The 17,847-nt window shown below is 65.2% G+C and carries 15 protein-coding genes; 12 read left to right on the top strand and 3 right to left on the bottom strand.

From position 1 onward, the window contains the following. Nucleotides 1-14 precede the first annotated feature (14 nt). From CJ014_RS11405 to CJ014_RS11395, 3 genes are all read right to left on the bottom strand, one after another. Nucleotides 15-209, bottom strand: a complete 195-nt coding sequence (locus CJ014_RS11405; protein ID WP_100080609.1) for a DUF2283 domain-containing protein — start codon at nucleotides 207-209, stop codon at nucleotides 15-17. Further along, the gene (locus tag CJ014_RS11400; RefSeq protein ID WP_245427273.1) at nucleotides 206-448 is read right to left on the bottom strand and encodes a DUF4258 domain-containing protein; all 243 of its coding nucleotides are present in this window, start codon (nucleotides 446-448) and stop codon (nucleotides 206-208) included. The genes CJ014_RS11405 and CJ014_RS11400 overlap by 4 nt, the downstream gene beginning before the upstream one ends. A 123-nt stretch (nucleotides 449-571) precedes the next feature. Continuing rightward, complete coding sequence (locus tag CJ014_RS11395; RefSeq protein WP_100080608.1) at nucleotides 572-1,495, bottom strand: pirin family protein; 924 nt, start codon at nucleotides 1,493-1,495, stop codon at nucleotides 572-574. A gap of 677 nt (nucleotides 1,496-2,172) precedes the next feature. Between CJ014_RS11395 and proS the strand changes: the two genes are divergently transcribed. The 12 genes from proS to CJ014_RS11335 all read left to right on the top strand — a co-directional run bounded on the left by proS (nucleotide 2,173) and on the right by CJ014_RS11335 (nucleotide 17,679). Then, the gene (gene proS, locus CJ014_RS11390; RefSeq protein ID WP_100080607.1) at nucleotides 2,173-3,495 is read left to right on the top strand and encodes a proline--tRNA ligase; all 1,323 of its coding nucleotides are present in this window, start codon (nucleotides 2,173-2,175) and stop codon (nucleotides 3,493-3,495) included. Between the two features lie 201 nt (nucleotides 3,496-3,696). Continuing rightward, a complete protein-coding gene (locus CJ014_RS11385; RefSeq protein ID WP_100080606.1) occupies nucleotides 3,697-4,965 on the top strand; it encodes a lipoprotein-releasing ABC transporter permease subunit in 1,269 nt (422 codons plus the stop codon). Nucleotides 4,966-4,973: 8 nt separating this feature from the next. Continuing rightward, nucleotides 4,974-5,678, top strand: a complete 705-nt coding sequence (locus CJ014_RS11380; protein ID WP_245427271.1) for an ABC transporter ATP-binding protein — start codon at nucleotides 4,974-4,976, stop codon at nucleotides 5,676-5,678. 30 nt (nucleotides 5,679-5,708) lie between these two features. Next, a complete protein-coding gene (locus CJ014_RS11375; RefSeq protein WP_100080604.1) occupies nucleotides 5,709-6,572 on the top strand; it encodes a D-amino-acid transaminase in 864 nt (287 codons plus the stop codon). A 193-nt stretch (nucleotides 6,573-6,765) separates the two neighbouring features. Further along, nucleotides 6,766-7,833, top strand: coding sequence for an IS4 family transposase (locus CJ014_RS11370; RefSeq protein ID WP_100080603.1), 1,068 nt, complete (start codon nucleotides 6,766-6,768; stop codon nucleotides 7,831-7,833). A gap of 233 nt (nucleotides 7,834-8,066) precedes the next feature. Continuing rightward, nucleotides 8,067-8,309, top strand: coding sequence for an RNA chaperone Hfq (hfq, locus tag CJ014_RS11365; protein WP_026791804.1), 243 nt, complete (start codon nucleotides 8,067-8,069; stop codon nucleotides 8,307-8,309). A gap of 102 nt (nucleotides 8,310-8,411) precedes the next feature. Beyond that, a complete protein-coding gene (gene hflX / locus CJ014_RS11360; RefSeq protein WP_425351909.1) occupies nucleotides 8,412-9,812 on the top strand; it encodes a GTPase HflX in 1,401 nt (466 codons plus the stop codon). Nucleotides 9,813-9,906: 94 nt separating this feature from the next. After that, on the top strand, nucleotides 9,907-10,605 hold the full coding sequence (locus CJ014_RS11355; RefSeq protein WP_100080601.1) for a L,D-transpeptidase: 699 nt from the start codon (nucleotides 9,907-9,909) through the stop codon (nucleotides 10,603-10,605). Nucleotides 10,606-10,885: 280 nt separating this feature from the next. Continuing rightward, nucleotides 10,886-12,154: a glucose-1-phosphate adenylyltransferase gene (glgC, locus tag CJ014_RS11350; protein WP_100080600.1), complete on the top strand. Its 1,269-nt coding sequence runs from the start codon at nucleotides 10,886-10,888 to the stop codon at nucleotides 12,152-12,154. Between the two features lie 285 nt (nucleotides 12,155-12,439). Beyond that, the gene (glgA, locus tag CJ014_RS11345) at nucleotides 12,440-13,891 is read left to right on the top strand and encodes a glycogen synthase GlgA (protein WP_100080599.1); all 1,452 of its coding nucleotides are present in this window, start codon (nucleotides 12,440-12,442) and stop codon (nucleotides 13,889-13,891) included. A gap of 6 nt (nucleotides 13,892-13,897) precedes the next feature. Continuing rightward, nucleotides 13,898-16,012, top strand: coding sequence for a glycogen debranching protein GlgX (glgX, locus tag CJ014_RS11340; RefSeq protein ID WP_100080598.1), 2,115 nt, complete (start codon nucleotides 13,898-13,900; stop codon nucleotides 16,010-16,012). A gap of 35 nt (nucleotides 16,013-16,047) precedes the next feature. Further along, nucleotides 16,048-17,679, top strand: coding sequence for an alpha-D-glucose phosphate-specific phosphoglucomutase (locus tag CJ014_RS11335; protein WP_100080597.1), 1,632 nt, complete (start codon nucleotides 16,048-16,050; stop codon nucleotides 17,677-17,679). The last annotated feature ends 168 nt before the right edge of the window (nucleotides 17,680-17,847 follow it).

Genomic DNA, 17,847 nt, shown 5'->3' with positions numbered 1-17,847 from the left:
GAATTATAAGGCGATCACTCGGCGGCGATCGATGGAATCGCACCGGCCGCAAGCTGCTTGGAGGCGGACAGGAGCTCGAAGGCGATGATCTTGCCCTCGCCGTCGAAGTCGATCACCACGCCGGGCGCCACTTCCTCGGACTCGATTACTTTGCCCTCGGCAAAACGGACGTAGAGCGCATCTGCATCCTGGTCATATTGCGTTTTCATCGGCGTCGGCCTCGGTCGAAGAAGGCGGTGATGATGCGAATTTCTTCCGTCTGAGAGGAATATACCACGCGAAGGATCCGGCCGTCACGTTCGGGTATCGAGCGGAAAGCACGCCGTAGCCCCGGATCGGCTTGATCCGGCTCGTCGGCTTCCGGGGCCGCAAGCGTCCGTTCGACCCAGTCGGGCGATATTTCGCGTTCGGTCATCACCTCGAGGGCGTGGCGGGTGTAGATGACCACAACCAATCCTCCATGTTCCCGTCACTATATACCCTGGCTTTCCGAGCCGGCAGCCGGTGACAGGAAAGGATGATCGCAGGCATCTCGCTCAAGTCGGTGCTTCGTTCTTTAAAGGTGATCGTCCTACTCCTTCATCCGCAATCCCGGCGGGTCGGGCGGCAGCGGGATGAATTCCGTCTCGCCGACGATTTCCGGAAAGCGGCGGGCGCGCCAGTCGGCCTTGGCCGCCTCGATGCGCTCGCGGGAGGACGAGACGAAGTTCCAGTAGATGTGCCGCTTCTCGGGGAATGGCTCGCCGCCGATCAGCACCAGGCGCGTCGGCTCCGCCGTCGTCAGGATCACCTCGGCGCCCGGCCGGAAGATGACGAGCTGGCTCGGCGGAAAGACGCCATCCTGTCCCTCGATGCCGATGCTGCCGCTGATGACGTAGGCGGCGCGTTCGATATGGTCGGGCGGCACCTTGAAGCGCGCGCCGGTCTCGAGGTGAACGTCGGCATACATGAGGTCGGAATAGACCGGCACCGGTGAGCGGACGCCGAAGCCGTCACCGGCCACCAGCGTCATCCTGACGCCGGCATCGGAGAGCGTCGGCAGGATGGCCTTGTCGTGATGGCTGAAAAGCGGGGCGATTTCCTCGCTCGCCTTGGGCAGCGCCACCCAGATCTGGGTGCCGAACAGGTTGCCGCCGGCCGTATGGACCGCGGCGGGGAAGCGCTCGGAATGAACGATGCCGTTGCCGGCGGTCATCCAGTTGACCTCGCCGGCCCGGATCGTTTCCTTGTGGCCGGCGCTGTCGCGATGGATCATTTCGCCGTCGAACAGGTAGGTGAGCGTCGACAGGCCGATATGCGGGTGCGGCCGCACGTCCTCCGCCTCGCCGGCGCCGAACATCACCGGTCCCATCTGGTCGAAGAAGATGAACGGCCCGACCATGCGGCGCTGAGCCGACGGCAGCGCGCGGCGCACCTTGAAGCCGCCGAGATCGCGAACGTTCGGAAGAACGATCTCCTCGATGCGGTCGTTGCTGCCCTTGCCGGGAATACTCATGACCTTTCCTTTCCTGCTCCCGGGCAGGATAAGGGGTTCTGCGGATGAACGATAGGTTCCGTTTGTTGAACGGTGTTTTTATAATCGCGGTCGAAAAGAGCGGATAATAAAGGCGATCGCTTTGTTGGCGGCAAATAAAAAAGCAGGGCCGAAGCCCTGCCTTTTAGTTCCGCGTGTCAGCCCATAAAGCCTACAGATAGAAAGACCTCCCAATCCATCCGCTGGCGGCAGCGTTTTCCGCGCCTATATGGTTTTCCCTCCCAAGACTCAGACCGCGATAACTGGAAGGCATTCTATTTTTGCCTATTTTGACGGCTTCATTTACTGAAGCATTTCGTCTTTTGGCCGTGCCGTCCTTATTTATGGCGGGTACCATACACTGCGATTTTTGGTTTGTCATCCATTTGTGCATAGGCTGCATGCTTGTTCAGCATGGGCCCGTTCGTTCGGAGTCCTTACGATCTGAATCGAGAAATATCACTATATCAATGGGTTGCCGAAGGCGTCTGGAGGGGTTCCGGATTGACGCAGCATCCGTGGTTTGCCCCATAGACTAAAGTCATAGCCATTCGCCGGACATGGCGTTGCTTTCGGACGGTCGGTGACCGATCGATCTTGTTTTTTCAAGGTCGATGCGCTTTGTGTAGCGCGCTCATCCCAACGCGCACGAGGATTCCATGCGTCTCAGCCGGTATTTCCTGCCTATTCTCAAAGAGGCGCCCAAGGAGGCGGAAATCGTCTCGCATCGCCTGATGCTGCGCGCCGGCATGATGCGCCAGCAGAACGCCGGCATCTATTCCTGGCTGCCGCTCGGCCTCAAGGTGCTGAAGAAGATCGAGGCGATCGTCCGCGAGGAGCAGGACCGCTCCGGCGCCGTCGAGATCCTGATGCCGTCCATCCAGCCGGCCGACCTCTGGCGCGAAAGCGGCCGCTACGATGCCTATGGCAAGGAGATGCTGCGCATCGTCGACCGCCACGAGCGCGAGATGCTCTACGGCCCGACCGCCGAGGAAGTCGTCACCGACATCTTCCGCGCCTACGTCCGCTCCTACCGCGACCTGCCGCTCAATCTCTACAATATTCAGTGGAAGTTCCGCGACGAGGTGCGGCCGCGCTTCGGCGTGATGCGCGGCCGCGAGTTCCTGATGAAGGACGCCTATTCCTTCGACGTCGATCAGGCCGGCGCCCTGCGCGCCTATCACAAGATGTTCGTCGCCTATCTCAGGACCTACAAGCGGCTCGGCCTCACCGCCATCCCGATGCGGGCCGACACCGGGCCGATCGGCGGCAAGCTCAGCCATGAGTTCATCATCCTCGCCTCGACCGGCGAAAGCGCCGTATTCTGCGACAAGGATCTCCTGGACCTGCCGGTGCCCGGCGAGGACGTCGACTTCGACGGCGATCTCGCGCCGATCGTCGACATGTTCACCAGCCGCTACGCCGCCACCGACGAGATGCACGACGAGGCGGCCTTCTCCGAACTGCCCGAGGAGCGGCGCGTATCGGCGCGTGGCATCGAGGTCGGCCACATCTTCTCCTTCGGCACCAAGTATTCCGAGCCGATGGGCGCCAAGGTGGCCATGCCCGACGGCAGCGAGCAGCCGGTGATCATGGGCTCCTACGGCATCGGCGTGTCGCGTCTCATCGGCGCCATCATCGAGGCGAGCCACGACGACGCCGGCATCATCTGGCCGGACAGCGTCACGCCGTTCGGCGCCGGCATCGTCAGCCTGCGGTCCGACGACGCGGCCGTCAGCGCCGCCTGCGAAGACGCCTATGCCAAGCTCGCTGCCGCCGGCAAGGATCCGCTCTACGACGACACCGCTGCCCGCCCGGGCGCCAAGTTCGCCTCGATGGATCTGATCGGTCTGCCCTGGCAAATCATCGTCGGCCCGAAGGGGCTCGCCGACGGCGTGATCGAGCTGAAGCGTCGCGCCACCGGCGAGAAGGAGCTGGTGTCGCTGGAATCGGCCATCGCCCGCGTCACAGAAAAGGCCTGATTGTCGCCGAAGAGGGGCGGCACTGCGCCGCTCCCCGCGGCTGCCCGATTCCGTCTGGAAAACGCGGAAACAGCAGCTTGCCGGCGGACGGAATTTGCTAGTCTCACGCGTCGCCGCCCGGTGGCGCCCGCGAGTCGGCCATCGGCTTTCGCGGCTGTGGCGCGGCATGTCTGTGTTTGGCCGACGCTGGGAGGTCTTTGGATGAGCGAGGCGAAAGCGGGGCGTCCCTTCGCCCCCTTCGAGTGGAAACTGGCCGGCCGCTATCTGAGGTCCCGTCGCAAGGAAGCCTTCATCTCGGTGATCGCCGGCTTTTCCTTCGTCGGCATCATGCTGGGCGTCGCCACGCTGATCATCGTCATGGCGGTGATGAACGGCTTCCGCGGCCAGCTGATGGACAAGATCCTCGGCATCAACGGTCACGCCGTGGTCCAGCCGATCGACAGCCCGCTCACCGATTACGCCTCGGTTGCAGATCGCTTGGCCGGCGTCGAAGGCGTCAGGATCGCCATGCCTTTCGTCGAGGGGCAGGTGCTGGCCTCCGGTCCCTCCGGCGCCTTTGGCGTGCTGGTGCGCGGCGTGCGCAGCGCCGACCTCCAGAAGCTGCCGCTGGTCTACAACACCGTGCAGGTCGGCTCGTTCGACCAGTTCGACGACGGCATCGGCGTCGCCATCGGCCAGCGGCTCGCCGAAAGCCTCGGCGTCACGGTCGGCGACAAGATCACGCTGGTCAGCCCCAAGGGCAACGTGACGGCCCTCGGCACGACGCCGCGCGTCAAGGCCTATCCGGTCGCCGCCATCTTCAAGATCGGCATGAGCGAATACGACGGCACCTTCGTGTTCATGCCGATCGCCGAAGCGCAGAAATATTTCATGATGGAGGACAAGGTCACCGCCATCGATGTCTTCGTCGACAATCCCGACAACATCGGCACGATCAAGGAAAAGTTGACCGTCGACGCCGGCCGGCCGGTGCTGATCACCGACTGGCGGCAGCGCAACGTCACCTTCTTCTCGGCGCTGGAAGTCGAGCGCAACGTCATGTTCATGATCCTGACGCTGATCGTGCTGGTGGCGGCGCTCAACATCGTCTCCGGCATGACCATGCTGGTCAAGGACAAGAGCCACGACATCGCCATCCTCAGGACGATGGGGGCGAGCCGCGGCGCCATCCTGCGCATCTTCCTGATCACCGGCTCGGCGATCGGCGTCGCCGGCACGGTCGCCGGCTTCGGGCTCGGCCTCGTCGTCTGCCTCAACGTCGAGAAAATCCGGCAGTTCGTGTCCTGGCTGACCTCGACCGAACTGTTCTCGCCGGAGCTCTACTATCTCAGCCAGTTGCCCGCCGACATGCAGATGCATGAAACGGTGAGCGTGCTGATCATGGCGCTGGTGCTGTCGTTCGCCGCCACCATCTATCCCGCCTGGAAGGCGGCCCGTCTCGATCCCGTCGACGCGTTGAGGTACGAGTGATGCCGGCCATGGAAACCCTCATCACCGGCGTCGAGGACCCGGTCCTGAAGCTGGTCGGCATCGAAAAGTCCTATAGCGAGGGCACCGGCACGCTGCCGATCCTGCGCGGCTGCGACTTCAACCTGTTCTCCGGCGAACTGACGGCGCTGGTCGCGCCCTCCGGCGCCGGCAAATCGACGCTGCTGCACATAACCGGCCTTCTGGAAAAGCCCGACGCCGGCGACGTCGTCATCGGCGGCAAGGCCTGCGGCAAGCTCGACGACGCCATCCGCACGCGTCTCCGCCGCACCGAGATCGGCTTCGTCTACCAGTTCCATCATCTGCTGCCGGAATTCACCGCGCTCGAGAACCTGATGATCCCGCAGATGATCGCCGGCCTCGACAAGCAGGAGGCCGCCAAGCGCGGCAAGGACCTTCTCGCCTACATGCGGCTCGAAAAGCGGGGATCGCATCTGCCCTCGCAACTGTCGGGCGGCGAGCGGCAGCGCGTCGCCATCGCCCGCGCCGTTGCCAATGCGCCGAAAGTGCTGCTCGCCGACGAGCCGACCGGCAACCTCGACCCGAAGACGTCCCATTATGTATTCGACGCGCTGGCCGCGCTGGTCAGGGCCACCGGTCTCGCCGCCATCATCGCCACGCACAACATGGCGCTGGCCGAACGCATGGACCGGCGCATCACCCTCGACGAGGGGCGGATCGTCGAGCTCGAATGACACTTTGAATCCGTCCCGGAGCAGCCGGCCATGACATCCCGCATCACCTACGTCAACGGACGCTATGTCCCGTCGCGGGAGGCCGTCGTCAGCGTCGAGGATCGCGGCAACCAGTTCGCCGACGCGGTCTACGAGGCCTGCCAGATCAAGGACGGCGCCATCATCGATCTCCGCCGCCATCTCGACCGGCTCGACCGGTCGCTGGCCGAGCTCAGGATCGCCGCGCCGATGAGCCGGGCGGCGATGACCCACGTGCTGCGCGAGGTCGCCCGCCGCAATCGCGTCGAGAACGGCTATGTCTACTGGCAGATTTCACGCGGCGCCGCGCCGCGCGACCACGCCTTTCCCGCCGGCGTCGATCCGACGTTTACGGCAACGGCCAAGTCGCAGGATATCGCCGCCGCCGCGCTGCGCTACGAGAAGGGCGTGCCCGTCATCACTCTGCCCGACAACCGCTGGGAGCGGGTGGATATCAAGACGGTCGGCCTGCTGCCCAACGCGCTCGCCAAGCAGGCGGCGCGCGAGGCCGGCGCCTTCGAGGCTGTGTTCGTCGACGCCGGGGGATTCGTCACCGAAGGCTCGTCCGCCAACGTCTGGCTGGTCGACGGGGAGGGCAGGATCGTCACCCGTCCGGCCGATCGCGGCATTCTCCGCGGCATCACCCGTTCGGTGCTGATGGAAGTGGCCGCCGCCGAGGGCGTGCCGGTGGTGGAGCGGCGTTTCACCGTGGCCGAGATGAAGGCGGCGCGCGAGGTGTTCCTGACTTCGGCCGGCGCCACCCTCTGCCCGGTGGTGAGCGTCGACGGCGAGACGGTGGCCAACGGCGCCCCCGGCAGTGTCGCCGCCCGCCTGAGGCGGCGTTTCCACGACATCGCCGAACGCACGCCGATTTGATGGCTTGGCTACGGATGCCGATTTGACGGCTAGAGCATTTTCGAGCGAAGTGGACACCGGTTCGCGTGAAGAAAATGCGTCAATTCAAAAAGATAGAGTGTTTTCGCGTTTCCATGCACCGTACACGACAGTTTAAGTGAGAGCGGGATGAAGGGGTAAGATTGAAGATTCTTCGCCAAAAGGATCTTCAGAGATGACCGCCGTTCAAACCGCCCTCATGCTGACGCTATCGACGCATTTTGCGCTGAGCAAGAGCCGGCTTTCGAGCCTTGTCGCTTTGATCACCGGCCTCGCGCAATCGCGCACGGTGAACCTGTCGCATCTTGCCAGCCATCTGCCCGGCCGAGCGCTGCCCGCCTCGCACTATCGTCGCCTTCAACGCTTCTTCCAGTTCGTCCGGCTGGACGGCGATCGCCTGGCTGTTCTGGTGGTGCAGATGCTCAACCTGCAGCGCCCTAAATGTCTGGCTCTCGACCGGACCAACTGGAAGATAGGCTCCACCGACGTCAACATCCTGATGCTGGCGATTGTGACGCGCCGCTTCCGCGTGCCGCTTCTGTGGACACTGCTGCCGCATCAAGGTTGTTCCGACATCGGCCAGCGCATCGCCCTGATGCGTCGCTATCTGGCCTTGTTCGACGCCTCCTCGATCAGCATGCTTGTGGCCGACCGCGAGTTCATCGGTGCGGAGTGGATGGACTTTCTCTCTGAAAACAACATCAAATTCGTCATTCGGGCCAAGATCGACATGACCATGACCCTGGAGGACGGACGGGCGTGGTCCTTTCAATCGCTGCTGCGCAGAAAGCGCGGCAGACGCAATCCAGCGATCGGCTGGGGGCATCTCAGTGGAACCTTCGCCCCGGCACGCCATCCCGTGAACTTCGCGGCCAAACGGCTGAAGGACAATGAATGGCTGATCGTCGTCACCAATCGCGACGACCCCAGGCAGGCCCTCAACGACTACCGCAAAAGATGGGCCATCGAATGCCTGCTCGAAGACACCCGCATCCGCTCTCATGACAAGCTCTCGTGTCTGCTGGTCGTCGTCACGCTGGCCATGGTCTGGGCCTATCGCTGCGCAACAAAAACCATGGGCAGGAAGGCAATCAGGCGAAAGACACATGGCCGACGGGAAAAATCCTGGTTCCGCATCGGTCTCGACGCTCTCAGAAATTGGATCAGCAACGCTCCGGAAAACGCCGCTGACGCTTGGTTACACAACGCGCCAAATCAACCTCAAGCCAGACCCAAAATATGAAGAGTCGTGTACGGTGGTTTCCATGAAACGAGGAAACGCTCTAGGGTCATGCTGGGCAAAATTGTCACATGCTTGCCGAAACACGGATAGCACGAGCCCGCCGAGCGTGACACGTATTCGAAATGGACTGGAAATTTCCGACGCGCCCGGCGTAACCATAAGTCCGGGCGACGCGTAGCGTCGGTGTGGCGTTTGCCCCTCACAAAAAAACGAAGTCGAAAAGGCCGAATAAAATGGCGGACAAAGCCCAGAATCTTCAGGACACTTTCCTCAATCACGTCCGTAAGAACAAGATTTCGCTGACGATTTTCCTGATCAACGGCGTCAAGCTGCAGGGCGTGGTCACCTGGTTTGACAATTTCTGCGTCCTCCTGCGGCGCGACGGGCATTCCCAGCTCGTCTACAAGCACGCCATTTCCACCATCATGCCGGCCCAGCCGTTGGCCCTTTTCGAAGGCAGCGAGGAACCGAACTGAGTTCGATTTGTTCCGTTGATGTCCGTCCGCGGCCGGGTCCATGGGCGGGCATCGGCGGAAATCGTATTTTGGCCGCGCGCGGCGTGGTTTTCGGGAGGCCAGGTGAGCGAAGAGCAGGATCTTGAAGAGGGCGGCCGCCCTCGCAAGAAGGGTGTCGACCGCATCGAAGCGCCGGCAAGGGCGTTGGTCCTGGTGCCGGATCTGCGCCAGCGGGCCGGCAGAGACGAAGCCGCCGCGGCCACCCAGCGCGATCTCGAGGCGCGTCTCGAGGAAGCCTTCGGCTTGGCCCAGGCCATCGACCTCGACGTGCGCGCCACCCTCCCGGTGCCGGTCAGCCAGCCCAAGCCGGCGACGCTGTTCGGCGCCGGCAAGGTGGAGGAAATCGGCGAGACCGTGGAGGCCGAGGAGATCGACCTCGTCATCGTCGATCACGCGCTGACGCCCATTCAGCAGCGCAACCTGGAAAAGGCCTGGAAAACCAAGGTCATCGACCGCACCGGCCTCATTCTCGAAATCTTCGGCGAGCGCGCCCGCACGCGCGAAGGCCGGCTGCAGGTGGAACTCGCCCACCTCAAGTACCAGAAATCGCGCCTCGTCCGGTCATGGACCCACCTTGAGCGGCAGCGCGGCGGCTTCGGCTTTCTCGGCGGCCCCGGCGAAACCCAGATCGAGGCCGACCGCCGGCAACTCCAGGAGAAGATCACCCGCATCGAGGCCGATCTCGAGCAGGTCAAGCGCACGCGCGACCTGCACCGGCGGCAGCGGCGCAAGGTGCCGCACCCGGTGGTGGCGCTGGTCGGCTATACCAACGCCGGCAAGTCGACGCTGTTCAACCGGCTGACCGAGGCGGAGGTGTTCGCCAAGGATCTGCTGTTCGCCACGCTCGATCCGACGCTGCGCCGCATCAAGCTGCCGCACGGCACCGATGCCATCCTGTCGGACACCGTGGGCTTCATCTCCAACCTGCCGACCCACCTGGTGGCCGCCTTCCGGGCGACGCTGGAGGAGGTGATCGAGGCGTCGATCATCCTGCACGTGCGCGACATCTCGCACAAGGATACCGAAGCCCAGGCGAGCGACGTCGCCGAGGTGCTGAAGCAGCTCGGCCTCGATCCCGAGGATCGCGACCGCATCATCGAGGTGTGGAACAAGATCGACCTCGTCGACGAAGCGAGGCGCGACGTCCTTCTCGCCCAGGCGGCGACCGAATCGCCCGGTGGCCAGGAAAGGCGCGTCGTCTCCGCCGTCACCGGCGAGGGGCTGCCCGAGCTCCTGGCGGCCATCGAGGCGCGGCTTCTCGGCAGCCGGCCGGTCCACGAGCTGACCCTCGATCCCTCCGACGGCGCCGGACTCGCCTGGCTTTACGACCACGGCGAGGTGCTGGAGCGTCATGAAGGCGAGGACGGCACGATGCACCTCACGGTGCGGGTCGCCGACAAGTCGATGACGGCCTTTCACCAGCGTTATGGCGAACGCATCCAGTCTCCGCTCGCGGAAAACTGATCTTCATCAGACAAGTTTAGCAACCTGACCGGAGTATTGTGCTTTCATCGGGTTGACCGAAGTGCCACCGTCGAATCAGCAGAAAGTGGAGCCTATGAACCTACCGTCCAGGCGAGCCGTTCTCGCCGCGCTGCCTCTTGCCCTGGCTGCCTGCGTTTCCATTCCCGTTGCGCCGGTGATGCCGCCGCTCATCGACCCGACCAGGCCGAGGCGTTACCCCCGGCCTTCCGCCGAGTATGTGGCGATGTACAGCGAGATGAGGGACGGCGGGTTCACGGTTCCGGCCGTCGACCTGACGCTGGTCAATCCGGCCTTCCTGCGGCGGGAAGTCGATTATCCCACCGAGGAGCCGCCGGGCACCATCGTCATCGACACGCCGGCCCGCTACCTTTACCTGGTGCTGGAGGATGGCCGTGCCATGCGCTACGGCATCGGCGTCGGCCGCGAGGGCTTTGCCTGGGCCGGCACCGCCATTATCCGCCGCAAGGCGAAGTGGCCGTCCTGGCATCCGCCGGTGGAAATGCAGGCGCGCGATCCGAAGGCCCGCAAGTGGGCCGGCGGCATGCCCGGCGGTCCGGACAATCCGCTCGGCGCCCGGGCGCATTATCTCTACCAGGGCAACGTCGACACCCTCTACCGCATTCACGGCACGGTCGAGCCCTGGACGATCGGCAGCAATGTCTCCTCCGGCTGCATCCGCCTGATCAATCAGGACGTCATCGACCTGTTCGAGCGGGTGCCGGTCGGCACCCTCGTCAAGGTGATAGGCCCCACGCCGCCGCCCGCCGTTTGAGGTCGGCGCCGTCCCGCCACGCGCGGGGCGGCCGCTGCCCCGCCTCCATCTCCCGACGCGGTTTTCGTCAAGAGTTTGAATTCCTTCGCAGCCGAAATAGGGGGAAGACAAATTAACCCTGCCGCGCCATAGTGCCCTCACGTCGAGCCATCATGGCGAGACGGCGGGCGGGAAAGAAGCGCCGCCGGCCGGGTTCGCCTCTGGTTCCGTTCCGGGCCGGCATCGCCGGCTGCCCCATCGACGGAACCGGGCCGACGGCGGGAGAAGTCGGGAGGACAGCATGATTGACAATTCCTACAATAATCGGCGGTTGGCGCGCGAAGCGATGGCGTTCGTGCTGGCCGGGGGGCGCGGCAGCCGCCTCAAGGAGCTTACCGATCGCCGGGCCAAGCCGGCGGTTTACTTCGGCGGCAAGAGCCGCATCATCGATTTCGCCCTTTCCAATGCGCTCAATTCGGGCATTCGCCGCATCTCCGTGGCCACCCAGTACAAGGCGCACAGCCTGATCCGCCACCTGCAATACGGCTGGAACTTCTTCCGCCAGGAACGCAACGAGAGTTTCGACATCCTTCCCGCCTCGCAGCGCGTCGCCGAGGACAAGTGGTACGTCGGCACCGCCGACGCGGTGACCCAGAACATCGACATCATCGAAGCGCACAACATCGAATACATCATCATCCTGGCCGGCGATCACATCTACAAGCAGGACTACGAGATCATGCTCGACCAGCATGTCTCGTCCGGCGCCGACGTGACCGTTGGTTGCATCGAGGTGCCGCGCATGCAGGCGACCGGCTTCGGCGTCATGGCGGTCGACGAGAACTCCCGCATCATCGACTTCATCGAGAAGCCGGCCGACCCGCCGGCCATGCCCGGCCACCCCGACCTGGCGCTGGCCTCGATGGGCATCTATGTCTTCAAGACCAGCTTCCTGATCGATCTCCTGCGCCAGGATCAGGACGATCCGAACTCCAGCCACGATTTCGGCAAGGACATCATTCCGGCCATCGTCAAGGGCGGCAAGGCGATCGCTCACAAATTCTCCGACAGCTGCGTGCGCTCGTCGTCCGAGGCCGAGCCCTACTGGCGCGACGTCGGCACCATCGACGCCTTCTGGGAAGCCAATATCGACCTGACCGATTTCATTCCGGCCCTGGACATTTACGACCACAAGTGGCCGATCTGGACCTACACCGAGCTGACGCCGCCGGCCAAGTTCATCCACGACGAGGACGGCCGGCGCGGCGCCGCCACCAGCTCGCTGGTTTCCGGCGGTTGCATCATTTCCGGCGCCCGCGTCGACAAGTCGCTGCTGTTCACCGGCGTGCACGCCCATTCCTATTCGGACGTCGAGCACTGCGTGGTGCTGCCCTACGTGACGGTCAACCGGGGCGCCCGCCTCACGAAATGCGTCATCGACAAGGGGGTGATCATCCCGCCGGAGCTGGTGGTGGGGGAGGATCCCGAGCTGGATGCCAGCCGTTTCCGCCGCAGCGAGGGCGGCATCTGCCTGATCACCCAGGACATGATCGATCGGCTGCAGCTCTGACCGCGGCGTTGAAAAAAGCGCCGGGGCGTGGCAAAACCCGCGCCCCGATCCGGTTCGTCGACATGCGCCGCTGCCGGCAGGCCGCCGAAGGCGGCGCCTGCATGTGAAGGATCGGGCCGCAAGCCGCTCCGCCGCCGCGCGGACACTGCCGGGCATCGTCGAAAGACCCGGTATTCCGTTCATGAATTTCTCATGCCTTTGACGCGGATGAGAAATTCGTGATGACTTCAACGAGCGGATGCGTCAGCATCCTCGCGAGTTGGTATAACCAGTCGGAGTGATCAAGTGCGCGTCCTATTCGTTGCCTCCGAATGCTACCCGCTGATCAAGACGGGCGGCCTCGCCGACGTCGCGGGCGCCCTGCCGTTGGCGCTCGCCAGCCTCGACTGCGACGTCCGGGTGCTGATGCCGGCCTATCCCGGCGTGTTCGGTCCTCTCCAGGGCATCCGGGAGGTGGCCGCCTATCCGGACGTGTTCGGCGGACCGGGGCGCCTGTTGTCCGGCGAGACGGCCGACGGCCTCAAGGTGCTGGCGCTCGAGGCCAGCCATCTCTACGAACGGCCCGGCAACCCCTATCTCGGGCCGGACGGCAACGACTGGTGGGACAACATCCGCCGTTTCGCGGCCCTGTCGGCGATTGGCGCCGCCGTCGGCCGCTTCGGCGTCGGCGAATGGAAGCCGGACGTCGTCCACTGCCACGACTGGCAGGCCGGCCTCGTCGCGCCCTACCTGCTGGCCGGCCCGGCGGAGGGGCGGCCGAAGACGGTCTTCACCATCCACAACGTCGCCTTCCAGGGCATCTGCGGCCGCGCCGACTTCGACACCTTCGGCCTGCCGTCGAGCTTCTACACGCCGGCGGGCCTCGAATATTACGGCTACTGTTCCTTCCTGAAGGGCGGGCTGGTGTTCTCCGACCGGCTGACGACGGTCAGCCCCACCTACGCGCGCGAATTGCGCACCGCAGAATTCGGCTTCGGTATGGAGGGCGTGCTCAACGAGCGCGCCAGCGTGTTGAGCGGCATCGTCAACGGCATCGACACCAAGATCTGGGATCCGGCGACCGATCCGCTGATCGCCGCCAACTACAGTCAGCGCAAGATGGCCGGCAAGGCGGCCTGCAAGACCGAGCTGCAGAAGCGCATGGGCCTCAGGATCGATCCCGACGCGCCGCTGATGATCGTGGTGAGCCGCCTCACCGGCCAGAAGGGCCTCGACATGCTGCTGCCCAATCTCGACGGCATCCTGGAGCGGGGCGGGCAACTGGCCATTCTCGGCGCCGGCGAGCACGGCATGGAGCGCGCCTTCGTCGACGCCGCCGCCGCCAACCCGGGCGCCGTCGCCGTCCATATCGGCTACAGCGAGCCGCTCAGCCACGCCATGCAGGCCGGCGCCGACGCCATCCTCATTCCCTCGCGCTTCGAGCCCTGCGGGCTGACGCAGCTCTACGGCCTGCGCTACGGCACCATTCCGGTGGTGGCCCGTACCGGCGGCCTCGCCGACACGGTGATCGACGCCAACGACGCTTCGGTGCGCGCGGGGACGGCGACCGGCGTGCAGTTTGCGCCGGTTTCCGCCGGTGGCCTCGGTTTTGCTATCGAGCGTCTGTTCGATCTCTTCCACAACAAGAAGGTCTGGCGGGCGTTGCAGGCGCGGGCGATGGCCCATCCGGTGGGATGGGAGGATTCGGCGCCCGACTATGTGGCGCTCTACCGCGACCTGACGGCCGAGGGCGTCTGAAGTCCGATGACGGTGTCGATCCGGTCCGGCCGGCCGTATCCCCTGGGTGCGCAATTCGACGGGGAGGGCGTCAATTTCGCCATCTTCTCGGCCAATGCGACGCGCGTCGACGTCTGCCTGTTCGAGCCGCTCACCGGCTTCGAGCAGGCGCGCCTGACGCTGCCCGAATGCACCGACGAGGTATTCCACGGCTACGTCTCGGGCATCGGTATCGGCACCGCCTACGGCTTCCGCGTCCACGGTCCCTACGATCCGGAGCACGGACACCGGTTCAACCCGCACAAGCTGGTCATCGACCCCTATGCCAAGGTGCTGACCGGACGCCTGCGGGCCAGCGACCTGATGGCCGGCTATCAGCCGGTGACGCTCGACGACGCCAGCTTCGATACCCGTGACAGCGCCCGCGTCGTCCCGAAGGCGCTGGTGACCGATTCCAAGGTTCCTCCCTGCGTCAGCTTCCGGCCGGCGCGCCCGTGGCGGGACACCGTCATCTACGAGGCCCACGTGCGGGGGCTGACCATGCAGATGCCGCGGCTGCCGCGCGCCAAGGCCGGCACCTACGAGGGGCTGGGCGCGCCGGAGACCATCGAGCATCTGGTCAAGCTCGGCATCACGGCGATCGAGCTTTTGCCCATCCAGGCGTTCATGGACGACGGCTTCCTCACCCGCAAGGGGCTGGTCAACTATTGGGGCTATTCGCCGCTCTGCTATTTCGCGCCGGAGCCGCGCTACGACCACGGTGCGCGCGACGTCTCGGTGATCGAACGGGTGCGCGACATGGTGCGGGCGCTGCACGAGGCGGGCATCGAGGTGCTGCTCGACGTCGTCTACAACCACACCGGCGAGGTCGACCAGTTCGGGCCGACCCTCAGCTTCCGCGGCATCGACAACGCCAGCTATTACCGGCTCAACCCCGGCCGTCCGCGCTGGTACATCAACGACACCGGCACCGGCAATACGCTCAACGCCGGCCATCCACGCGTGACGCAGTTGATCCTCGATTCGCTGCGCTACTGGGTGGAGGCGATCGGCGTCGACGGCTTCCGCTTCGACCTCGCCACCTCGGTGGGCCGCGAGCCGCACGGCTTCGACCCCGAGGGCCGCTTCCTCACCGCGCTGAGGCAGGACCCGCTGCTCTCCACGGTGAAGCTGATCGCCGAGCCGTGGGACATCGGCCCCGGCGGCTACCAGCTCGGCAACTTTCCGCCCGGTTTCTCCGAGTGGAACGACCGCTTCCGCGACACGGTGCGCGCCTTCTGGCGCGGCGACGAACTGGTGGCGCCGGAGCTGGCGGCCCGCCTGCTCGGCTCGCCCGACCGGTTCGACCGTTCCAACCGCCGGCCCTCGGCATCGGTCAACTTCGTCACCGCCCACGACGGCTTCACGCTGAAGGACGTGGTTTCCTACGCGGCCAAGCACAACGAGGCCAATCTCGAAGACAACCGCGACGGCCACTCCGACAACCATTCGGCCAACTACGGCATCGAGGGACCGTCGACCGATCCGGCCGTCGTCGCCACGCGCAGGCGGCAGATGCGCAACATGCTGGCGACGCTGCTCCTGTCGCAGGGAACGCCGATGCTGCTCGCCGGCGACGAGCTCGCCAACAGCCAGCTCGGCAACAACAATGCCTACTGCCAGGACAATCCGGTCGGCTGGGTGACGTGGAACCGGGCCGACGACGCCGAGCTCGCCGACTTCGTCGCCCACGTCGTCCGGCTGCGGCAATCCCATCCGGTATTCCGCCAGACACGCTTTTTGCACGGGACGGCGCGGCCCGACGACGGGCTGGTCGACGTCGAGTGGATCGCCGTGTCCGGCCGGCCGATGACGGCCGGCGACTGGAACAGTCGCGAGTGCAAGGCCTTCGGGGTGATTCTGCGCGATTCGGCGCTGCCGCATGCCGAGGCGGACGGCGACGCCGTCTATCTGATGCTGAACGCCCACCGCGCCAATCGCCGCTTCCACTTGCCGCCGACACGCGACGGGCATAGTTGGAAGCCGATCCTGAGTTCCGATATGCCGACCGGCCGTCCCGCCGCCGCCACGCCGCGCCGCGCCTGGCAGGCGGTCGAGGTGCCGGGCCGCACCTTCCTCGCTTTCGTCGAGGTAAGAGCTTGAGTAAGATACCGTTGCCTCTCGGGGAGTGTTAGCGAATGCAGATCAACACCGTTGCCACCAAGCCGATCGACGGCCAGAAGCCGGGCACCTCCGGTCTCCGCAAGAAGACCCGCGTCTTCATGCAGCCGGGCTATCTCGAGAACTACGTCGAGGCGATCTTCGCCGGCGTCGGCGGCGTCGCCGGCAAGGTGCTGGTCATCGGCGGCGACGGCCGGTTCTTCAACGACAAGGCCATCCAGACCATCATCAGGATGGCGGTCGCCCACGGCGCCAGGAAGCTGGTGATCGGCAGGGGCGGGCTGTTCTCGACGCCGGCCGCCTCCAACGTCATCCGCAAGCTCGGCGCCTTCGGCGGCATCGTGCTGTCGGCCAGCCACAATCCCGGCGGCGAGGACGGCGACTTCGGCATCAAGTTCAACGGCTCGAACGGCGGGCCGGCGCCGGAGAATGTCACCGACGCCATCTTCGCGGCGACCAGGACCGTCACCGAATATCGCATCGCCGACATCGCCGAGATCGATCTCGATCGTCTCGGCGCCTCCAAGGTCGGCGATACCGAGATCGAAGTGGTCGATCCGGTCGCCGACTACGTCGAGCTGATGGAGAAGCTGTTCGACTTCGACAAGATCGCCGCGCTGATCAAGTCGGGCTTCACGCTGCGCTTCGACGCCATGCACGCCGCCACCGGCCCCTACGCCAAGGCGATCCTCGAGGGCAAGCTCGGCGCCGCGCCCGGCAGCGTCGTCAACGCCGTGCCGCTGCCCGATTTCGGCGGCGGCCACCCCGACCCCAATCCGATCTACGCCAAGGACCTCTACGACTTCATGGCGTCGCCCGCGGCGACCGATTTCGCCGCCGCCTCGGACGGCGACGGCGACCGCAACATCGTCATCGGCCGCGGCGCCGTGGTGACGCCGTCGGACAGCCTGGCGCTGCTCGCCGCCAACGCCCATCTCGCCAAGGGCTACGCCAAGGGCCTGGCCGGCGTCGCCCGCTCGATGCCGACCTCCGGCGCCGTCGACCGCGTGGCCGCCAAGAAGGGCCTCGATTGCTACGAGACGCCGACCGGCTGGAAGTTCTTCGGCAACCTGCTCGACGCCGGCAAGGTGACGCTGTGCGGCGAGGAAAGCGCCGGCACCGGCTCCGACCACGTGCGCGAGAAGGACGGCCTCTGGGCGGTGCTCCTGTGGCTCAACATCCTCGCCGTGCGCGGCGAGAGCCTGAAGGACATCCAGGAGAAGCATTGGGCCGAATACGGCCGCACCTTCTACACCCGCCACGACTACGAGGCGGTCGAGACGGCCGCCGCCGAGGGGCTGGTGAACCGGCTGCGCGACATGCTGCCGACGCTGCCCGGCACCAAGGTGGCCGGCCTCGAGGTGGCGAGCGCCGACGACTTCGCCTACAACGATCCGGTCGATGGCTCGGTGACCCGGAAGCAGGGCATCCGCATCCTGTTCAAGGGCGGCGAGCGCGTCGTGTTCCGCCTGTCGGGCACCGGCACCGAAGGGGCGACGCTGCGCGTCTATCTCGAGAGCTTCGAGCCCGATGCGGCCAAACACGGCCAGGATGCGCAGGCGGCGCTGGCCAAGGTGATCGAGGCGGCCGACACGCTGGCCGAGATCACGGCGCGCACCGGCCGGCAGGCGCCGGACGTCATCACCTGAAGCATCGCCTCTCCGGCGAACGAAGCCCGGGGCCAGTTCGCAGGTCCCGGGCTTTTTGCGTCACTGCGGAGTCACCGCCGATTGCCTGGGCGGCGCGTCGCGACGCCAGGGGCCTGTTGACCGGCTTTTTCGCAGTCTGCCCAATTCTTGGGTGACAAAGCGTTTTTC

Origin of the sequence: Pleomorphomonas carboxyditropha (assembly GCF_002770725.1) — a bacterium.
Classification (GTDB): Bacteria; Pseudomonadota; Alphaproteobacteria; order Rhizobiales; family Pleomorphomonadaceae; genus Pleomorphomonas; species Pleomorphomonas carboxyditropha.
The sequence above is the reverse complement of the archived record's forward strand: the minus strand, read 5'-3'. Positions and strand labels throughout refer to the sequence as shown.

Coding starts and splice junctions, on each gene's coding strand:
- CJ014_RS11405 (WP_100080609.1), bottom strand. CDS start 209: ATGAAAACGCAATATGACCAGGATGCAGATGCGCTCTACGTCCGTTTT.
- CJ014_RS11395 (WP_100080608.1), bottom strand. CDS start 1,495: ATGAGTATTCCCGGCAAGGGCAGCAACGACCGCATCGAGGAGATCGTT.
- proS (WP_100080607.1), top strand. CDS start 2,173: ATGCGTCTCAGCCGGTATTTCCTGCCTATTCTCAAAGAGGCGCCCAAG.
- CJ014_RS11385 (WP_100080606.1), top strand. CDS start 3,697: ATGAGCGAGGCGAAAGCGGGGCGTCCCTTCGCCCCCTTCGAGTGGAAA.
- CJ014_RS11380 (WP_245427271.1), top strand. CDS start 4,974: ATGGAAACCCTCATCACCGGCGTCGAGGACCCGGTCCTGAAGCTGGTC.
- CJ014_RS11375 (WP_100080604.1), top strand. CDS start 5,709: ATGACATCCCGCATCACCTACGTCAACGGACGCTATGTCCCGTCGCGG.
- CJ014_RS11370 (WP_100080603.1), top strand. CDS start 6,766: ATGACCGCCGTTCAAACCGCCCTCATGCTGACGCTATCGACGCATTTT.
- hfq (WP_026791804.1), top strand. CDS start 8,067: ATGGCGGACAAAGCCCAGAATCTTCAGGACACTTTCCTCAATCACGTC.
- CJ014_RS11355 (WP_100080601.1), top strand. CDS start 9,907: ATGAACCTACCGTCCAGGCGAGCCGTTCTCGCCGCGCTGCCTCTTGCC.
- glgC (WP_100080600.1), top strand. CDS start 10,886: ATGATTGACAATTCCTACAATAATCGGCGGTTGGCGCGCGAAGCGATG.
- glgX (WP_100080598.1), top strand. CDS start 13,898: ATGACGGTGTCGATCCGGTCCGGCCGGCCGTATCCCCTGGGTGCGCAA.
- CJ014_RS11335 (WP_100080597.1), top strand. CDS start 16,048: ATGCAGATCAACACCGTTGCCACCAAGCCGATCGACGGCCAGAAGCCG.